Genomic DNA, 18271 nt, shown 5'->3' with positions numbered 1-18271 from the left:
TTATCGGCAGTAAGACTCCCACCTCAAGATTATGAGAAATCAAAGAAAATAGGTGAGAGATAACAACGGCCCGTAAAATCCCAATTGGTGAGGGCTTTCCATCAGTAGGGATGAAGAACAAACTCACTGATGAAAGTTACACTTTATATTAAAATTTCAGCATGATTTTTAAATATATACATATGAAATTTAAAAAATATTTAACTGTATTTATTATATTTTTTGATATCTGTTATTTTTATCCATAAAAAATAAACTGTATTTAATGAGTTTGTAAACAAACTGTAAAACAAATAATGTATAACTATAATATGAAGGGAGTCGGATTATGAACTATTTTAAGCGTATCAGTAGCGTTGTATTAGCTGGATTCATTTGTTTTTCTAGTACAGTTGCTGTAAAAGCTGAGTCAAACGACGATAAACTAAACAACATGCAGCAGCAATTGCAGCAGAATGACAATACTATTCAGCAAAAAGAACAAGAGAAGCAAGCTGTAATGAAAGAAATTGAAGGTATTGAAAAAGAATTAAAAGACTTAAATGATACTATTTCTAAAAATAAAACAGAGCAAGACCAAATTCAGCATAAAATTGATGAGACAAATAAACAAATTGAACAAAAAAAGAAAGAGATTATTGCGTTAGAAGATAAAGTACTTATGCGTAAAGATATTATGAAAAAACGTATGGTCTCTGTTCAAGAGAGTTCAAATGTGAGTTTAGTAGTAGAGGTAATTGTAGACTCAAAAAATATTGCAGATCTCTTAGAACGTATGAATGCGGTTTCTACAATTATGGATGCAGATAAAGAGATTCTTCGTTTACAAGAACAAGATCTTCGTCAAATCGAAGATGATAAAAAAGCGATTGATGAAAAAGAAAAATCTTTAGAAGTAGACAAACAAAAATTAGCAAAAGCACAGAATGAGTTACAAGAGAATTTAAAGAAACGTCAAGAAAGCTTACAGTCTGTGCAAGCAAAATATAATGAAGTTTCAAGTCAACTTACGCTTGCTGCACAAGAAAAATCAAAGATTGAAGCAGATATGAAGAGCGTACAAGATACAATTGCTCGTGAGCAAGCGGCAGCAAAAGCAGCAGCAGAAGCACGCGAAAAAGAAGCTGCAGCGGAAAAAGCATCTGCAGCAGAAGAAGCAAAGGCAAGAGGAACAGCATCAGCATCAGGATCAGGATCTACATCAAATAACGGCCCTAGCAAAGGCGGAAATGAGATGTATGTAGAAGCTACGGCTTACACAAATGATCCAAGTGAAAATGGGAAGCAGCCTGGTGAGCATGTATATACGAAATGGGGAGAATATGATTTAACTGCAAATCCAAATATGAAAGTAATTGCAGTTGATCCATCGGTTATTCCATTGGGCTCACACGTATGGGTTGAAGGATATGGAAATGCGATTGCTGCTGATACTGGTAGTGCTATTAAAGGACATAAAATCGATGTTTTCATGCCAGATAAAGCATCCTCTAAATCTTGGGGTAGAAAACAAATTCGTGTTGTAGTTTTAGACTAAAGTAAAACCTACTTTGTAATAAGCAAAGTAGGTTTTTTTATTATTAAATGTTAAGTTGAGTTTACATTTTGTAAAGTTTAGCATACAATAATGACAAGAGGTGGTAAAATTGACCATTTACAATCGGGTAAAAGAGCTGCGAGCTCGTTTTAATTTTACACAAAGCATATTGGCCGAGAAAGTAGGTGTAACGAGGCAAACCATTGCTGCCATTGAAAAAGGGGATTATGTGCCATCATTATTATTAGCGCTCATGATTTGTGATGTGTTTGGTTTACAAATGGAAGAAGTATTTGTATTACAAAAGGAGGAAGAAGAAAATGAATAGAATTGGTCTTTCTTATGTAATAAATATATTCATTCTTGCTATAACTAGTTGGGGATTTATTGAATATTTTCATGCTATTACGGATCTTGCAAACATCATCCGTACTGAAAAACAAACGTGGACTGTTGCGATGAATATAACGCCAATTATATTGATATTGATTATAGCGATAGGAGTATTCATTGGTTACAAGGTACAAAAAAAGAAATATAAGAAATTATCATTTTGGACATTTCCGTTATTATTTCCAAGTGAAGATGAGAGAGAGGAAATATTGACTGCGAAGGCGTGTCGAACTACACTTCTTTCATCATGGTTTATTATGCCTTTTGCAGCTGCCTCGTTAATTGCTTATCCACTATTCAATCGAAACATCCCAGAATACCCGCTGTATGTATTATTTGTCATTTTATTAATTCAAATGACAGTATTTCATATTTCTTTATATCGTAATAAGGTTGTGTGAAAGATGTGCAAAATCGCACATCTTTTTTTGCATTGGGAAGTGTCGTTCAAATCTTGCGTATGTTCTTGTATATCTAGCATTCTTATTTTATCATTTTATATAAGGGGAATTTTGTGAGAGAAAGGAATTGTGGCATGAATAAAAAAAAGATTTACAGTATACTAGCACTTCTTTTATTTATTGTAGGTGGCGTTTTAATTGCAAAACCTTTTTATGACGGTTATAAAGCTGGAAAAATGCAAGACGAAAACCTACAAACTGTTAAGAAAATGAAGTACGAAAAACAAGAAACAAAATTCGTTGATGCTTCTAACATAAAACAACCAGATTTAGCGGATGTGGCAAATGCTTCATTGGATAAGAAGCAAGTTATTGGGCGCATTGTTGTTCCAAGTATTAGATTAGAGCTACCAATTCTAAGTTCTTCAACAGAGAAAAATTTATTATCAGGTGCAGCAACGGTAAAAGAGAAACAAGAGATGGGAAAAGGGAATTACGCATTAGCAGGACATAATATGTCAAAAAAAGGTGTATTATTTAGCGATATTTCGAAATTGAAAAAGAACGATAAAGTATATTTATATGATAGTGAAAATGAGTATGAGTATGCGGTACAACAGATAACAGAAGTAACGCCGGATAAATGGGAAGTTGTTGAAGATCACGGGAAAAATGAAGTAACCCTTATTACGTGTTCATCTGTGCTTGATAATTCGAAACGATATGTAGTGTCTGGGGATTTCGTACAGATGAAAAAAATAAATAGTTAAAAAGAAAGTCCACCTTCAACGAAAGTGGACTTTCTTTTTAACTAATAATTGGGAAGTAAAAGAATATTAAAGTGTATATTACAAAATTCATTTATATTTGTATAATAAATGTATTATATATAGATTTAGGGAGGATGCAGTATGATTAAAAAAGGAAAGTCATTTATCTTAGCAGCAGGTATTGCAGTATTAGTAGCACCGATTTCAGCTTATGCACATCCAGGGAATACAGATGCCAATGGTGGACATACGTGTCGTACAAACTGTGAGAAGTGGGGATTACAATATGGAGAATATCACTACCATAATAAGAAGGAACCATCTTCTAATAGCGGTACAACACAACAAGCACCTAGCCAAGATAATAGTGCTATAGAAGCACAAAAGCAAGCTGAGGCAAATCGTAAGGCTGAAGAAGAAAAACAGCGTGTGGCAGAAGAACAACGAAAAGCTGAAGAACAACGAAAAGCCGAAGAAGCAAAGCAGAAAGCGGAGATGGAAAAGGGACAAGTTGAAGGGAAAACAGCTGGAGAAAAAGATTTTCAAGAAGGGAAGAATAATGTAGCAGAGCATTTGAATGGAAAATCAGACTCCTATAAGCAAGCATTTACTGAGGCTTACACAGCGACATGGTCATTATTAGAACAAAAAAAGGTGCAATTTGAAAAAGGGAAAGAGCAAGGATTAGCTCAAGAAACAATGGACGATAGTCACGTTTCCTCAGAATTTAAAGCAAACTTTGCGGAAGGCTTTCAGGTAGGGAATAAAGAGAGAACCGAAAAAATTAAGAAAGAGCAATTTGAGTTAGGCGAGAAGGCTGGAAAAGAGTTAGCAGAAAAAAAGCCTATAAATATGGATAAAGCAGACTATGTGAAAGCATATGAAGAAGGGTATGAAAAAGGTTATAAATCTGTGAAAGAGAAGGTAGAAAAAGAAGGGTACACAACTGCATTTGAAAGCTATGATTTAAAAGTTCCAACGAAGTATAAAAAGAATGAATTGTTAAAGAAATGGTTTGAAGAAGGATTTAAATCGAATAAGAAGGCAGCCGAAATTCGTGAAGCAGGATATGAAAAAGGCGCAAGTTGGACTTCATTCTTCTATAAGCTCTTTGTACCAAGTGATTACAAAGAATATAAAGAGTTATATAAGCAAGCGATAGAAAAAGGAGAAAATGAATAAAAAAAGATGAGGGATTGCACCCTCATCTTTTTTATTCCATCATTTTTACTAATTTCTTTGAAAGTAATAGCAATATACATCCTAAGAAAATAGCGGTAGCTCCAATAACAGCAAATACTTCTGAATAACCTAATGAAGTTGTAAAGTTTGCTAACTGTCCACCTAAAATATTAGCGACACCTGTACTTGCGAACCAAACACCCATTAATAAAGATGCGAGTTTGACAGGAGCGAGTGCACTTACCATTGATAGCCCGACTGGGGATAAGAACAATTCACCTAACGTATGGAATAAGTAAGTAAAGACAATAAAGAGTAGATTTGCTTTTTCGGTAATGTCTTGTTCATTACTTCCTGTTTTTAATGTAGCGACAAGAAGAATCATATAACCAATTCCAAGTAAAATCATTCCGAGACCCATTTTTGTTGGAATTTTCAAATCACCGCGTTTTGTAGAAGCAAGCTTTGTCCAAAGTACTGAAACAACTGGTGCTAATAAAATAATAAATAGTGGGTTTACAGATTGAAACCAAGATGTTGGAATTTCCCAACCGAATATAGTGCGATCTACAAAGCTATTTGTATATAACGTTAAAGAACTACCAGCCTGTTCAAATCCAGCCCAGAAGAAAACAACGAAACAAGTTATTATGATAATAACAGCTGTATGCTGTTTTTCTTTTTTTGTTAATGGTGTATTTCCAGCTGTTTTGTTGCCAGTTCCTGTTTGTAAAGCTGCTGTAGGTTTTTTACCAATGTCACCAAGATAACGATTGGATAATGTTGTAAATAAAATTTGTCCGATAACCATCCCGATGGAGGCAGCTAAAAATCCATATTGGTAACCATAATGAATAACGCCATCTACTGTTGTTTTAAACAAATCTTCTGATAAGTATCCGCAAACGAGTGGAGCAAGGAATGAACCAACGTTAATTCCCATATAAAAAATCGTAAAGGCACCATCACGACGTGAATCATTTTCTGGATATAACTCTCCAACAAGAGTGGAAATGTTTGGTTTAAAGAAACCGTTCCCGATAATAATGAGCGCTAACCCGAGGTATAGCCCTAAGTGACTTTGCAGTGCAAATAATGTAAGGTTACCAAGTGCAATTGTTATACCACCGATTGTAATAGCTAATCGTCTACCAAGATAACGATCTGTTAAGAATCCACCAATTAACGGGGTGAAATAACAAGCGCCTGTATAAAAACCGTAAATAGTAAGTGCCCAGCTTTTACTAAAACCAAGACCACCGTTTATTAAGGCCGTTGTTAAATATAATGTTAATAATCCTCGTAATCCGTAATAACTAAATCTTTCCCACATTTCTGTGAAGAAGAGTAAGTATAAACCTGGAGGATGCTTCTTTTTTTGCTGTTGTTTCTCATCAAGGTGTATGGCAGCTTCCATATATAATTCCTCCTGACATGAATAAAAATAAAATTAATAGTTTTCTCTAATTAATAGTTTTACATATTTAATAGTTTATATTGTTAACTATTAAAAGTCAATAAAGGTAGAGTTTCCGTAAGAAATTGGAAATGGAATTTGTATAAGTATGTTTAGTGAAACGAATACAATAAAAGTAAAAGAAAAAAGATGATTCCAAATAACACTTTAGTTAATTTGGAATCATCTTCTTTGGTTAAATTATTCATGTCATATATTACACGATCGCCGATATTGTAACGGTTTATTATATCTATTCATTCATAAACTTCTGAATGAATAGATAGTCATCAAATTGAACTGACGGGCAGTAACAACCTTGATTCGTTTAATTAATAATCAGTGTAGGGTGAAGAAAACCACTGCTAATCAAAGTTTTACTTTATCCTATCTTTGAAGGAGATTTAAGCAGTTTATCTGTTTTATGAAATCCTTTCATATAATAAACAGCAACTAAAGCGATAATCCAAATCGGTCCAACGATTAATGCGATACGTGTATCAGTAGAATATGCCATAACTCCTAATACTAAAACAAGGAAAGCGAGTGTAATATAAGAGCTAAGTGGATACAGTGGCAATTTGTACGTTAATTTATTTTGTGCTTCCTGTGATAATCCTTTACGGAAGCGTAGCTGCGCAACTAAAATGACGCCCCAAGTCCAAATTGCTCCGAATGTTGAAATACTAGTTAGCCACGTAAATACTTTCGCAGGAACAAGGTAGTTTAAAGCAACGCCTATTAATAATACGAAAGCTGTTGCTAAAATTCCTTTACTTGGAATGCCATTTTTATTTAAATGACCAAACTTCTCTGGTGCCTGTTTTTGCTGTGCTAATGTAAATAGCATACGGCCTGTACTAAAGAGACCACCATTACAAGAAGAAAGGGCAGCTGTTAATACAACAAAGTTAATAATCCCTGCTGCTTTCGCAATGCCAATTTGTTCAAATGTTAGTACAAATGGACTTCCGTTGTCGCCAAACTCATTCCATGGGTAAATCGCCATCATAACGAATAGAGCCCCTACATAGAAAATTAAAATGCGCCAAAAAACGTTATCGATTGCTTTAGATAATGTTTTTTTCGGATTTTCTGCTTCTCCAGCTGTTACACCGATTAACTCCACTCCTAAGTAAGCAAATAGTACCATTTGTAGAGAAAGAAGAAGACCAGAGAAACCATTCGGGAACCAACCACCGTGAGACCAAAGATTTGAAATTCCAGTCGCTACGCCGCCATTTCCAAAACCAAATAGAATAATACCAGTACCGATTACAATCATACAGATAATTGTGACAATTTTAACTAGAGCAAACCAAAATTCAAGTTCTCCATACACTTTAACAGATAAAAAGTTTAATGCACTCATTAATACGAGAGCAATCAGCGCCCAAATCCAACGTGGAATGTCAGGGAACCAATATTCCATATAAATACCTGCGGCTGTAATTTCAGCCATACAAGTAACAACCCATAAAAACCAATAATTCCAGCCTGTTATATAACCTGCTAATGGGCCTAAATAGTCATGTGCATATTTACTAAACGAACCGGCAACAGGTTGTTCAATTGCCATTTCTCCAAGCGCACGCATAATGAAAAAGATAGCAAGGCCTGCAATGATATAACCAAATAAAATGGATGGTCCTGCTAGTTTAATAGCAGAAGCTGATCCTAAAAATAACCCAACTCCAATAGCAGATCCAAGAGACATAAGTGTAATATGTCGTTGTTTTAATCCGCGATTTAAAGTTTCTGCTTTGTCTGTGTGCTTCATAGTAAGCCCCCTTTATTATAAGAAAAAATATTGTATTCGCTTACAAAATGTCTAACTATTTAAAATTATAAAACATTTATCGCTGTTATGCTACAAAAAAAGACAATGTTTTCTGTACTATATCTATAGAACGTTAAATTTAATTTTAAAATTCGAACTATTAGTAAGTATATTGACGCTCTTTTTTAGTAATTGATAAGATTAAGTATTATATTTTTTCGCGCAATAAAAGCCTCATTATTATTGCTGTTAGAAGAAGTTAATTTGAGAAGGTAGTTATAATCATAATTTTATTAAGTAGGAAGGATAGCTAATATGTTTCAATTAAAGAAATACAATACTTCTGTAAAGCAGGAGGTTTTAGCTGGTATTACGACGTTTTTCACATTTGCGTACATTCTTGTCATCAATCCGAAGATTTTGTCTGATGCAGGAGTGCCGTTCGATCAAGCCTTTACGGCAACAATTATTGCGACAATTGTTGGAACATTATGCATGGCATTTTTAGCAAATTACCCAATCGTGATTGCACCGGCAATGGGAATGAATGCCTACTTCGCGTACTCTGTTGTTCAAAACGCAGAAGGCATTACATACGTTATTGCATTTTCAGCTGTATTTTTGACAGGTATTATTTTTCTTTTACTTTCATTTACATCATTTCGTCAAAAACTAATTGAGGCGATTCCGGATAGTTTAAAGCATGCGATTGCAGCAGGAATCGGTTTGTTCATTGCATTTATAGGGCTTCGTTTATCTGGTATTATCGTAGATCATCCTACAAACTTAGTTACCATTGGAAATTTTCATTCTCCCTCTGTTGTGCTAACGTTAATTGGTTTAGTGTTAGCTGCAGTATTAATGGCATTAAACGTAAGTGGTGCACTGTTCATTAGTATGATTGTAACGGGAGTAATTGCCTTTTTTACAGGACAATTGGAGTTTAGCGATAAACTTGTAGCAGTTCCGCATTTACCAGAAGGAATGATTACATTTAACCCGATTCACGCTGTGACGGATGTAATTGAATACGGATTATATGGTATTGTTTTTTCATTTTTGCTTGTATTGTTATTTGATACAACAGGAGCATTGCTTGGGTTAATTAAGCAGACTGGTTTAAAGACAGATAATGCAGAAGGGCGTTTTGGAAAAGCATTTATTGCAGATGCAATTGGAGGAACAGTAGGAGCAATGTTTGGAACAAGTCCAACAGCTGCTACAATCGAATCTTCTGCTGGTATTGCAGCAGGAGGGAAGACAGGATTAACAGGTATAGTCGTTGTTGGATTAACAATTATTACAGCTTTCTTTAGTCCTGTAATTGCATCATTATCAAGTGTAGCGGCAATTACAGCACCTTCTCTTATTATTGTTGGTAGCCTAATGGCGCAAAATGTTCGGGAAGTAAATTGGAATGACTTTGAAGATGCGCTTCCAGCATTCTTTATTTTCGTTGGTATTCCGCTCACATCAAGTATTGCGAACGGTATAGCACTTGGCTTCTTAATTTATCCGATTTTAAAAATTGTAAAAGGAAAAGGAAAGGAAGTACATCCGTTTCTTTATTTCTTTGCAATATTATTTGGTTGTCATTTGTTTTTATAATAAGTTAAAAAAAGAGCTTCTCGTAGGAGACGCTCTTTTTTGTACATAGTAAAATAGATTATAAGATTTTGTACATTAATTTGTGTAATCCAATTGGAGGAATATCGAATACTTCACCATATTCTTGAAATCCTAATCGTATATAATAATTTGCAACAGTGATTCGGGCATTACACCATAGAAGCTGTGCACGGCGCTCTGTTAATATTGCTTCAGCACTGTGAATTAGAGTGCTTCCAGCATGCTGTTTGCGGAAATTTTGTCTTGTGGCCATTCCTCTTAAGCGATAATGAATGCCTTCTCCTAAAGAAGGATGTGTTTCATAAGAAAAGGAAGCAATACTAATAAGCATATTGTTCATAAATGCTCCGAGGTGAAAGGTATTTTCTTCATTATCAGAAGTATATTTACAGTCTTCTAAACTTTGATTAGGCCGTAAAATTTCGTGGCGAAGTGCATATGTTTGCGAGCAATCAATTCGCTTTATTTCGACCATACACATACCTCTCTTCTTATGTCATATTAACGGACAGGAACAGCTCTTATTTATCGGTTTTATCCCGCATTAACGCTCCGCCTCAAGATTCAGAGAAAATCGAAGAAGATAGGTGGGGGATGAAGCCTCATCCACTGATGGAAGTTTCCCTTTATTTTCATAGAATAGTAATTGCTTGTTTCCCCATTTGTTCCCATGCTTTTTCAAATTGAGCACGCGGAATACCTTTACGCGGTTTGTTTGCCAATGGATCATTTACATATACAAAATTTTGATCATAACCAACAATAACAGCGCTATGTTCATAATATGTAATCTTTACTTCTCCAGAATCTGTGTTCCAAGTTTCAAAGCTTCCCTCATCTAGCGGCTGAAAAGTTGTATTGACAATAACCCATACCGGTGAACCAGCACTAAGCACTTTATATATATCTTCTATCTCTCTTCCTGTTAAATCAATTGTTTTATCTGGAACATATTTTTGTGCTAATTGAAAAATCGGCTGATGGTATACACCGTAACCTGGTTTAGACTTTGTATAAATATTTCCTACAAATCCTTCATGAGGATTTCCTCGCAAACCGTTCGCCTCAAACGGTACACGTTCAATTTCATCCGCAAGCTTCATTTTGTCAACTTGAATTCCTTTATATTGCAGTAACATTGCTAAACTTGTTACTTCACAACCTCTTTCTAATTCAGGAAGTTGCTTTATAAATGGCACATTTTCAATCATCGCTTGATCCTTCATTTCATATGAAAAGTCTAAGCGGAGTTCCTCAGTTTTTTGTAAAATTTTATTTTTCCCTGTTTCAATTACTCCCATAACATCCTTACTGCATGCCGCACTAACAATAACTCCAATTCCTAAAACACATATGTATTTGACCATCCTAAACATATATCTAACTCCATTACATAATTATTTTCTTACATTTTCCAAAATAATACTCTCTTTATTGTACCGTTGTTTTCACTAGTTTACTAGAATGATTCTACGAATTGTTATTTTAGTATACCGTCATAAAATTCGTATTTTTTAAAATAAAAAGATTTTTTTGATATACAATTTCAGAATATTTTGTTAGAATAAAACATGCTTAACTTAGTGAACCTTCTTCATTAAGGATAAGCGAATTAACTAGGGGATTTAATTGTAATTCTACTAAAAAATATGAGGTGAGGGGTATATGATACAAAAAGAGACTCAGCAAAATGAACTAAAACGTACGATGCAAAGTAGACACCTCTTTATGATTGCTTTAGGAGGAGTTATCGGAACAGGGTTATTTATGGGATCAGGACAAATTGTTCACAACGCTGGACCTGGCGGAGCTATTCTTGCCTATTTAGTTGGCGGATTTGTTATGTATTTAACTATGCTTTGTCTCGGAGAGCTAACAGTTGCGATGCCTGAAGCTGGCTCTTTCCAAAGCTACGCTAGCCGATTTATTTCACCTGGTTTTGGATTTGTCGTAGGATGGATGTATTGGCTAAACTGGGCTGTTACCGTTGGAGTTGAACTAACGACTGTCAGCATTTTAATGAAACGTTGGTTCCCAGATGTTTCATCTTGGATATGGTGTGTTGTATTCGCTGCCGTGCTCTTTATTGTAAACGCTTCATCTGCACGTGCATACGCAGAAGCTGAATTTTGGTTTGCGAGTATTAAGGTAATAACGATTATTGTATTTATTATACTCGGCGGTGCCGTCATGTTTGGTCTATTAGACTTTAACGGTAAACCGGCGCCAATGTTACATAACTTCACAGAAAATGGCGGATTATTTCCAAACGGACTTCCAGCTGTTCTTCTTACAATGATTACCGTTAACTTTGCGTTCCAAGGAACAGAGTTAATCGGTATTGCCTCAGCTGAAAGTAAGCAACCGGAAAAAACAGTACCACGTGCTATAAAAAATACAATTTGGCGTACGCTTTTCTTTTTCGTCCTTTCAATTTCTGTGGTCGTTGGATTACTACCGTGGCAAGAAGCAAATCTTGTAGAAAGTCCTTTCGTACTCGTTTTTGACACAGTTGGAATTCCGTATGCAGCAGACATTATGAACTTTGTTATTATTACAGCTGTATTATCGGTAGCAAATTCTGGTTTATATGCAAACTCTCGTATGCTTTGGGCGATGTCAAAACAAGGAATGGCAAGTCCTGCCTTTTCAAAATTAACGAAAAAAGGTGTACCGCTCAATGCATTAATTTTCAGCCTTATATTTGCTAGCCTTTCTCTTTTAACAAGTGTATTCGCTGCTGATACAGTCTTTTTAGTATTAACATCTATTGCAGCGATGGCAGCTGTCGTTGTTTGGATGTCCATTGCTGCATCTCAATTTTTCTTTAGAAGAGAATTTATAAAAAATGGTGGGGATATACGAGAATTAAAATACCGCGCTCCACTTTATCCACTCGTTCCTATTTTGGCGTTCTCTTTAAACTTTATTACATTTATAAGCTTAGCGTTTATTCCAGATCAACGTATTGCTTTATATTGTGGAATCCCATTCATGATTATTTGTTACATTTTTTATCGTGTAAAATTTAAAAAAATTGTCACATTTGAACAACAAAAAAATGTTTCATGAGTAATAAAATAAATATATGAAATATTCGGCTATTTCAACTTATTATGAGATAGCTTTTTTCTATTTTTTGGATATTCTGGTATAACTTTATTTATCTTAAAATTTTTAAAATCGAGATATGGCGTCAAAAATAGTTTACAATATTAGCAAGTTACAAAAGTTTTTCATCGTAAAAACTGTGTATTTGTGTCTATTTTTTAACAATATCTTAAAAACTATTGCCATCTATAAATTAATAGGTTTATATTGTTTTATTGGCATAGTTTCAATCCAAGGAGAAAGGAGATTTTCAATCGTGCAACTGAAAAAAAAGTTTTGGAAGTTGGCTTCACTTCTTCCACTATCACTACTCTTGTTCCTCGGTGGATGCGACAAAATCGCTGTATTAAATCCACAAGGACCTGTTGCAAAAACACAGTATGATTTAATTGTTTGGTCAATGATACTGATGTCTGTAATTATTCTAGTCGTATTCGTCTTGTTTACAGTTATTTTAATTCGTTACCGTGAAAAACCAGATAATATGGACTATGAGCCACCTGATATACATGGTAATACTCTTTTAGAAATTATCTGGACTATTTTCCCTGTTATCATCGTGATTGCATTATCAATTCCGACGGTAAAAGCAACATATGCATCGGAAAAGCCTCCAGCACAATCAAAAGATATAAAACCTGTTGAAATTTACGTTACATCTGCAAACTGGAAATGGTTATTCAGTTATCCTGAGGAAGGAATTGAAACCGTTAACTATTTAAATGTACCAGCAGGTGTACCAATTCAATTTAAATTAACTTCTGTCGGTCCAATGAATGCTTTCTGGATTCCAGAACTTGGTGGTATGAAGTATACAATGGATAATATGGTCATGGATTTATACCTACAAGCTGATAAACCAGGTTCTTATACTGGACGTAGTGCGAACTTCTCTGGTGAAGGATTTACTGACATGGAGTTTGAACTTGAAGCTAAAACAAAAGAAGACTACAACAAGTGGGTAACAGAAGTACAAGAAACTGCCCCTAAATTATCAGAAAACAAGTATAAAGAAATTATTGAACCAGGTGTAGTAGGGCGTATGACGTTCTCTAGCAATCATTTAAAATATGTAGATCCAAAATCACTTGAATATTGTGATTACAACTACTACAAAAACAAAAAGTAATAACGACTATTCCAACAGATTGGAGTGAATACAGTGAAGCTTGATGAATTTTTTGTCACAGGCGATCCGATTATCTACGGAGCGGACGTATCTATTGTTCTTGTGACATTAGGAATCCTTTTCGTACTAACAAAGTACAAAAAATGGAGATGGCTTTGGGATGAGTGGTTAACTTCTGTTGACCATAAGAAAATTGGGACTATGTATATTCTTTCAGCGATTTTAATGCTGTTCCGTGGTGGTATGGACGGCTTAATGATCCGTGCCCAATTAACGTTTCCTGACACAACTTATTTAAATGCTGAACACTATAACGGAATCTTTACAACGCACGGCACTGTAATGATTCTCTTCATGGCAATGCCATTTGTTATGGGATTAATGAACATTGTTGTACCTCTTCAAATTGGGGCGCGTGATGTTGCATATCCTTTCTTAAACTCATTAAGTTTTTGGTTATTCTTTGTAGGTGCTATGTTATTTAACATCTCCTTCGTTGTCGGTGGTTCTCCAGACGCTGGATGGACATCGTACTTCCCAATGGCTGGTAAAGAGTTTAGCCAAGGCGTAGGAAACAACTATTATTCAATTGCATTGCAGATTGCGGGTCTCGGTACGCTGATGACAGGGATTAACTTCCTTGTTACGATCTTGAAAATGCGTGCACCAGGCATGAAGTTAATGAAAATGCCAATGTTTACATGGTCTATTTTAATCACATGTGTAATCATTATCTTTGCTTTCCCAGTATTAACAGTTGCTCTTGCATTAATGACATTTGACCGTCTATTTGATGCTCACTTCTTTACGATGGCGAGCGGTGGTATGCCAATGCTTTGGGCGAACTTATTCTGGGTATGGGGTCACCCTGAAGTATATATCGTTATTTTACCGGCATTCGGTATTTTCTCTGAAATCATAAGTACATTCTCGCGTAAACGTCTATTCGGATATAGCGCGATGGTTTACTCAATGATTGCTATCTCAGTTTTAAGTGGTCTTGTATGGCTCCATCACTTCTTTACAATGGGCGCAGGACCATCGGTTAACTCATTCTTCTCGATTTCAACAATGGCGATTTCGATTCCAACCGGTGTTAAAATCTTTAACTGGTTGTTTACAATGTATAAAGGTCGTATTCGTTTTACAGTTCCAATGCTTTGGTCATTGGCGTTTATTCCAAACTTCGTAATCGGTGGAGTTACGGGTGTTATGCTTGCGATGGCAGCAGCTGACTATCAGTACCATAACAGCTACTTCCTAGTTGCTCACTTCCACTACGTATTAATTGCAGGTACAGTATTTGCGATGCTTGCTGGATTTACATTCTGGTATCCAAAAATCACAGGTCATATGCTAAATGAACGCCTTGGTAAATGGACATTCTGGATCTTTATGAGCGGATTTAACATCTGTTTCTTCCCAATGTACTTCCTAGGTTTAGACGGTATGACACGTCGTATGTACACATACTCTGCAAACCTTGGATGGGGTGGATTAAACATGATCGCATCTGTTGGTGCGGTAATGATGGGTATCGGCTTTATCTTATTATGCTACAACGTAGTTTACAGCATTCGTCATGGCGAGCGTGATTTAACTGGAGATCCTTGGGATGGCCGTACACTTGAATGGGCAACACAGTCTCCTGTACAACATTACAACTTTGCAGTAGTACCAGAAATTAAGCAGAGCGATATATTCTGGGAAATGAAGAAAAACGGTGAGTCTATTACACCAAAACCTGAAGACTTGAAACCAATTCATATGCCAAGCAATTCAGGTGTTCCAATTATTATGTCTTGTTTTATTGGTCTTGCAGGTTTTGCATTAGTATTTAGCTGGTTCGGGTTAGCAATTGTCGGTGGTATTGGTATGTTAGCTTGTATGATCTGGCGCTCGTTTGATTACGATAACGGATATTACATTAGCGTAGATGAAATTAAAAAGACAGAACATGTTGCATGAGAGGTGAAACGAAATGGCGGCTTTAGATAAAAGCTTACCTCTAGAATATCAAACTGAACAAAGCAGATTGAATATTTTAGGGTTTTGGATTTTCCTTGGGGCTGAAATCGTGCTATTTGCAACGCTTTTCGCCTCTTACCTAGTATTAGCTGGTAGTACCGCAGGTGGTCCAACACCAGCACAACTTTTCGAAGTAAAGCCTGTTATGATTGAAACACTTTTACTTTTAACAAGTAGTTTCACATGCGGGATCGCAATTCATGAAATGCGTAAAGAAAACAAAAATGGTATGCTCCTATGGTTTATCATTACATTACTGTTAGGCGCTGGCTTCCTTTACATGGAGATTGAAGAATTTGCACTGTACGCAAGCCACGGTGCTACACTACAAACAAGTGGTTTCTTATCTGCGTTCTTCGTTCTTCTTGGAACGCATGGTGCCCACGTAACAGGTGGTATCATTTGGGCAACTTGTGTTATTGTCCAAATTTTAAAACGAGGACTGACACCAGTTACAGCTCGTAAAGTATTTATTATCAGCTTATACTGGCATTTCCTTGATGTTGTTTGGATCTTCATTTACACACTAGTTTACTTGAACGGGATGGTGGCGTAATAATGGGACAAAACAATACACAAGCAAATCAACACGCTCATAGCGGATTTCCATGGTCACACGTTTTCGGATTTATTTTATCACTTGCATTAACGTTCCTTGCTTTATATGTAGCGTTATATACAAGTTTGCCATTTGCAACAATCTTAACGAGCATTCTTATAATGGCAGTGGCACAAGCCGCGTTACAATTAGTTATGTTTATGCACATGACAGAAGGAGAAGGCACAATACAAACACTCACAATCGTATTCCACTTCTTCATCGCTGCAGTAACGGTTGTTGGTACGGTTTGGATTTTCTTCTCTATGTAACACGTATTTTCAAAAGTCTGTTGGGGCAATGCCTCAGCAGGCTTTTTTATATATCTTAAATACTTATATACATATAATGGTTTAGCACTGCGTCTTCTACTCCCCTTACATAATGTACTCATTATTCAAAATCATTAATATCTCATGGTATTACGAAACTATAGCATGGAGATCCCCCCAATAATGAAATTTTTACCTTATTCTTTATAGAAGAAATTAATTTATTAAACCTTAATTGCGCAGTAAGTTCGCAATATTCCTTAAGTTATATGTATGGTAAAATATTACTATCATATGTAGCTAAGGAAGTGTTAAGACATGTCAATATCAACTTTAGCTCTTTTATTACTTGGGGAAGTACTTATCGCAATTATACTGATTGGCCTCAGCATTGAAATTTGGAGTTATGGATGGAAAAAAACAAACGGAGTAAAGTATTCTTGCATTTTACTTTCTCTTATTATTGGAACCAGTAGCATATTGGGGCTTTGTATAGCACCAGCCTATTTTTTCATACAACTTACAGATAAGGTAAAATTTTAACTATATGGCTATTGATTATTAGTTGAACCAATCGGGCTTTTACGGGCAGTAAGATCCCCCACCTAACTTCTTCGATTTTCTCTGAATCTTGAGATAGGGGTCTTACTATCCGTTAATGCGGGATAAAAAAGCTATCAAATCCGATAGCTTTTTTATTTTTTTTAAATCAATAACATTTAATAGTGATAATTATCAGAATAATGTTTGTTTTGTTGGCTGTACGCGCTATAATAACAGGTAATTTAGTGGAGAAAGGATGATTGTATATGGATATTATACAAGAAGCATCTATTTCGAAAGAGCAGCTTATTCAATGGAGAAGACATTTTCATATGTATCCTGAGCTTTCTTATCATGAAGAAAAAACATCTCAAACGGTTTACGACATACTACAAACATTTCCTCATCTAGAGGTTTCACGTCCAACGCAGTATAGTGTGATGGCAAAATTGGTCGGTAAACAGCCAGGAAAAACAATTGCGCTTCGTGCTGATATGGACGCACTACCTATTGACGAAGAGAATGAGTTTGATTTTGTTTCTAGATATCAAGGAGTTATGCACGCGTGTGGACATGATGGACATATTGCGATGTTACTTGGAACAGCATACACACTTTCACAAAAACGGGATCAAATTCAAGGTGAAATTCGTTTTTTGTTTCAACATGCTGAGGAGAACTTTCCGGGCGGTGCACAGGAAATGGTTGACGCTGGTGTTATGGAAGGGGTCGATTATATTATTGGTGCACACCTTTGGGCACCACTGGAAGTTGGGAAAATTGGTGTTGTATATGGTCCAGCAATGGCTGCTCCTGATGCGTTTTCGATTACGATTGTGGGAAAAGGCGGGCATGCTGGTATTCCGCATGAAACGGTTGATAGTATTGCAATTGGCACACAAGTTGTTTCTCAATTACAACAAATTGTCTCCAGGCTTACTAATCCGTTAGATTCATTAGTGTTATCTGTAACACAATTTCATGCAGGGACAACTCATAATGTAATTCCTGACAGTGCGACAATTGGAGGAACAGTAAGAAGTTTACGAGATGAGCTTCGGAAGCAAACAGCAGAGCGAATTGAGAGAATTGTAAAATGTATTACAGAGGCATACGGGGCATCTTATACATTTACATATGAATATGGATATCGCCCAGTTGTAAATGAAGAGAATGTAACAAGGCATGTAGAAAATACGGCATTGCAACTTTTAGGAAGGGAACAAGTTGTTCATTTACAGCCGACGATGGCTGGAGAAGACTTTTCCGCGTTCTTACAAAAAGCCCCAGGTACATTTTTCTTTATTGGAGCTGGAAATCAAGAGAAGAGAATTATATATCCACATCATCATCCGCTTTTTACAATTGACGAGGATGCCTTGCCAGTCGGTGTAGAAATATTTGTTTCGTCTGTTTTGAATTTCATGAGAAATAGGGAATAA

At 35.8% G+C, this 18271-nt stretch carries 17 protein-coding genes; 13 read left to right on the top strand and 4 right to left on the bottom strand.

The annotated features are described in order from the left end of the window. The first annotated feature begins 328 nt into the window (after positions 1 to 328). The 5 genes from ACTDJC_RS18575 to ACTDJC_RS18555 all read left to right on the top strand — a co-directional run bounded on the left by ACTDJC_RS18575 (position 329) and on the right by ACTDJC_RS18555 (position 4283). The gene (locus tag ACTDJC_RS18575; protein ID WP_440604320.1) at positions 329 to 1537 is read left to right on the top strand and encodes a 3D domain-containing protein; all 1209 of its coding nucleotides are present in this window, start codon (positions 329 to 331) and stop codon (positions 1535 to 1537) included. A gap of 109 nt (positions 1538 to 1646) precedes the next feature. Further along, positions 1647 to 1865 carry a helix-turn-helix transcriptional regulator gene (locus ACTDJC_RS18570; protein WP_440604319.1) on the top strand — a complete coding sequence of 73 codons (219 nt, stop codon included), beginning with the start codon at positions 1647 to 1649 and terminating at the stop codon, positions 1863 to 1865. Beyond that, positions 1858 to 2331 (top strand): DUF2178 domain-containing protein, encoded by a 474-nt coding sequence (locus tag ACTDJC_RS18565; protein ID WP_440604318.1) that lies wholly within the window; start codon positions 1858 to 1860, stop codon positions 2329 to 2331. The genes ACTDJC_RS18570 and ACTDJC_RS18565 overlap by 8 nt, the downstream gene beginning before the upstream one ends. Positions 2332 to 2465: 134 nt before the next feature. Next, the gene (locus ACTDJC_RS18560) at positions 2466 to 3101 is read left to right on the top strand and encodes a class A sortase (RefSeq protein WP_440604317.1); all 636 of its coding nucleotides are present in this window, start codon (positions 2466 to 2468) and stop codon (positions 3099 to 3101) included. Between the two features lie 141 nt (positions 3102 to 3242). Then, positions 3243 to 4283, top strand: a complete 1041-nt coding sequence (locus ACTDJC_RS18555) for a YHYH domain-containing protein (protein WP_440604316.1) — start codon at positions 3243 to 3245, stop codon at positions 4281 to 4283. A 31-nt stretch (positions 4284 to 4314) separates the two neighbouring features. On the opposite strand, the gene ACTDJC_RS18550 is transcribed toward ACTDJC_RS18555, so the two are convergent. Beyond that, positions 4315 to 5700, bottom strand: coding sequence for a peptide MFS transporter (locus tag ACTDJC_RS18550; protein WP_440604315.1), 1386 nt, complete (start codon positions 5698 to 5700; stop codon positions 4315 to 4317). 421 nt (positions 5701 to 6121) lie between these two features. Then, the gene (locus ACTDJC_RS18545; RefSeq protein WP_440604314.1) at positions 6122 to 7519 is read right to left on the bottom strand and encodes an amino acid permease; all 1398 of its coding nucleotides are present in this window, start codon (positions 7517 to 7519) and stop codon (positions 6122 to 6124) included. Positions 7520 to 7834: 315 nt separating this feature from the next. Between ACTDJC_RS18545 and ACTDJC_RS18540 the strand changes: the two genes are divergently transcribed. Next, a complete protein-coding gene (locus ACTDJC_RS18540) occupies positions 7835 to 9127 on the top strand; it encodes an NCS2 family permease (RefSeq protein ID WP_253628623.1) in 1293 nt (430 codons plus the stop codon). A gap of 58 nt (positions 9128 to 9185) precedes the next feature. Here ACTDJC_RS18540 and ACTDJC_RS18535 read toward each other — a convergent pair whose 3' ends face one another. Then, a complete protein-coding gene (locus ACTDJC_RS18535; protein WP_098309073.1) occupies positions 9186 to 9623 on the bottom strand; it encodes a GNAT family N-acetyltransferase in 438 nt (145 codons plus the stop codon). Between the two features lie 157 nt (positions 9624 to 9780). Continuing rightward, positions 9781 to 10524: a C39 family peptidase gene (locus ACTDJC_RS18530; RefSeq protein ID WP_098309074.1), complete on the bottom strand. Its 744-nt coding sequence runs from the start codon at positions 10522 to 10524 to the stop codon at positions 9781 to 9783. A 289-nt stretch (positions 10525 to 10813) separates the two neighbouring features. Here ACTDJC_RS18530 and ACTDJC_RS18525 point away from each other — a divergent pair, with 289 nt between their 5' ends. The 7 genes from ACTDJC_RS18525 (at position 10814) to ACTDJC_RS18495 (ending at position 18271) form a co-directional block, all read left to right on the top strand. Then, positions 10814 to 12220 carry an amino acid permease gene (locus ACTDJC_RS18525; RefSeq protein WP_440604313.1) on the top strand — a complete coding sequence of 469 codons (1407 nt, stop codon included), beginning with the start codon at positions 10814 to 10816 and terminating at the stop codon, positions 12218 to 12220. A gap of 295 nt (positions 12221 to 12515) precedes the next feature. Next, positions 12516 to 13388: a cytochrome aa3 quinol oxidase subunit II gene (qoxA, locus tag ACTDJC_RS18520; RefSeq protein ID WP_098309076.1), complete on the top strand. Its 873-nt coding sequence runs from the start codon at positions 12516 to 12518 to the stop codon at positions 13386 to 13388. Positions 13389 to 13421: 33 nt separating this feature from the next. Then, complete coding sequence (gene qoxB, locus ACTDJC_RS18515) at positions 13422 to 15356, top strand: cytochrome aa3 quinol oxidase subunit I (protein WP_141525027.1); 1935 nt, start codon at positions 13422 to 13424, stop codon at positions 15354 to 15356. 13 nt (positions 15357 to 15369) lie between these two features. Further along, a complete protein-coding gene (qoxC, locus tag ACTDJC_RS18510) occupies positions 15370 to 15972 on the top strand; it encodes a cytochrome aa3 quinol oxidase subunit III (RefSeq protein WP_440604312.1) in 603 nt (200 codons plus the stop codon). A 2-nt stretch (positions 15973 to 15974) separates the two neighbouring features. Next, positions 15975 to 16286: a cytochrome aa3 quinol oxidase subunit IV gene (qoxD, locus tag ACTDJC_RS18505; RefSeq protein ID WP_098309079.1), complete on the top strand. Its 312-nt coding sequence runs from the start codon at positions 15975 to 15977 to the stop codon at positions 16284 to 16286. 318 nt (positions 16287 to 16604) lie between these two features. Further along, on the top strand, positions 16605 to 16829 hold the full coding sequence (locus ACTDJC_RS18500; RefSeq protein ID WP_154711198.1) for a DUF4022 family protein: 225 nt from the start codon (positions 16605 to 16607) through the stop codon (positions 16827 to 16829). Positions 16830 to 17095: 266 nt separating this feature from the next. Further along, positions 17096 to 18271 carry a M20 family metallopeptidase gene (locus ACTDJC_RS18495; RefSeq protein WP_440604311.1) on the top strand — a complete coding sequence of 392 codons (1176 nt, stop codon included), beginning with the start codon at positions 17096 to 17098 and terminating at the stop codon, positions 18269 to 18271.

Source organism: Bacillus sp. GB_SG_008, from assembly GCF_052038115.1.
GTDB classification, from domain to species: domain Bacteria; phylum Bacillota; class Bacilli; order Bacillales; family Bacillaceae_G; genus Bacillus_A; species Bacillus_A rhizoplanae.
The sequence above is the reverse complement of the archived record's forward strand: the minus strand, read 5'-3'. Positions and strand labels throughout refer to the sequence as shown.